This window comes from Robertmurraya dakarensis (assembly GCF_900156875.1).
GTDB lineage: Bacteria > Bacillota > Bacilli > Bacillales > Cytobacillaceae > Robertmurraya > Robertmurraya dakarensis.
The window spans coordinates 1-1,688 of the sequence record NZ_LT707401.1; the positions used below are offsets into that span (position 1 = coordinate 1).

Genomic DNA, 1,688 nt, shown 5'->3' on the forward strand with positions numbered 1-1,688 from the left:
GAGGGCACTGAAAAAGCCCCTTAAAGGAAAAAAGGGAAGGATTTCTCAATTATTTTGAGGAATCCTTCCCTTTTTGTTTTATAATTAGGTTAACAATTTTAAGCGGGTGGTTTCAATGATTCAAAAACAACAATCAATGGCATTAAGTCCATATATGGAACTCTATAACTTAATCGTTCCTGCAGACAATATGTTACGAAAAATTAATGAACTAATTGACTTCTCTTTTGTTTATGAAGAATTGAAAGATAACTATTGCTTGGATAACGGGCGAAATGCCATTGACCCTATTCGTATGTTCAAATATTTATTTTTGAAGACCGTCCATGACCTATCTGATGTTGATATAGTAGAACGTTCTAAGTATGACATGTCTTTTAAATACTTTCTCAACATGGCACCAGAGGAGCAAGTAATTGATCCTAGCTCTTTAACAAAGTTTAGAAAATTACGGTTAAAAGATATTAATCTTTTAGATCTGCTTATCAATAAGACTGTAGAAATAGCTATTGAAAAGGAAGTCATCAAAAGTAATTCTATTATTGTTGATGCCACCCATACAAAAGCTCGGTATAACCAAAAAACTCCTAAAGAGGTCCTTATGGACCGTTCCAAAAAACTGAGAAAAACGATATATCAAATAGATGAAAATATGAAGAGTAAGTTTCCATCCAAAACGACAACGGATGTACTAGAGGATGAAATCAAATATTGCCAAGATCTCATTGATGTGATTAAAAAGGAAGAAGTTCTTGTTCAATATCCAAAAGTAAAAGAACAGTTAAATCTTCTGGAAGAAACCGTTGCCGATGATGTTGAACAATTACAGATATCAGAAGATAAAGACGCAAAAGTTGGACATAAAAGTGCGGATTCCGCATTTTTTGGATACAAAACACACCTTGCCATGAGTGAAGAGAGAATTATCACAGCGGCAACAATAACCACTGGCGAAAAGAATGACGGAAAGCAATTAGAAGCGCTAATTGAAAAAAGTATCGAAGCTGGAATGGAAGTTGAAACTGTAATTGGTGATGCAGCATATTCTGAAAAGGGAAATATAGAATATGCCAATAAAAATGAAATAAAATTAGTAGCTAAACTAAACCCTTCTGTCACACAAGGATTTCGTCCAAAAGAGGATGAATTTGAATTTAATAAAGATGCTGGAATGTATGTCTGTAAAGCAGGGCATATGGCTATAAGGAAAGCGAAACAAGGAAAAAAAGGGGAAGGTAGAAACCAAGTAACTACGTACTATTTTGATATAGAAAAATGTAAACATTGTCCGTTTAAAGAAGGATGTTATAAAGAAGGGGCTAAAAGTAAGACTTATTCTGTAAGTATCAAATCAAACGAGCATACAGAACAGGCAAAATTTCAGGAAAGTGAGTATTTTAAAGAAAAATCTAAAGAACGATATAAAATAGAGGCTAAAAATAGTGAATTAAAACACAGGCACGGGTACAATGTTGCAAAATCCTCGGGTCTATTAGGCATGGAATTACAAGGTGCAATGTCTATATTTACAGTAAATCTAAAAAGAATATTGAAGCTAATGAATCAATAATAAGGGGATATAGACCCCAATCCACACAAAAAACGACTCAGAAAATAAAATTCTGGGTCGTTTTTTGATCCACTTCTATAATCCCTCCGAAAAATCCGAAGGATTTTCAGTGCCCTCC

Annotated in this window: 1 protein-coding gene; it reads left to right on the plus strand. The window is 33.9% G+C overall.

The features are described 5' to 3' along the window. Window positions 1-115: 115 nt before the first annotated feature. Entirely contained in the window at window positions 116-1,570 is a 1,455-nt protein-coding gene (locus CZ487_RS00015; protein ID WP_077210323.1) for an IS1182 family transposase, read from the plus strand. Window positions 1,571-1,688: the final 118 nt, after the last annotated feature.

Excerpts from the sequence above, each read along its gene's own strand:
- CZ487_RS00015 (WP_077210323.1), top strand. The coding sequence starts at position 116 with ATGATTCAAAAACAACAATCAATGGCATTAAGTCCATATATGGAACTC.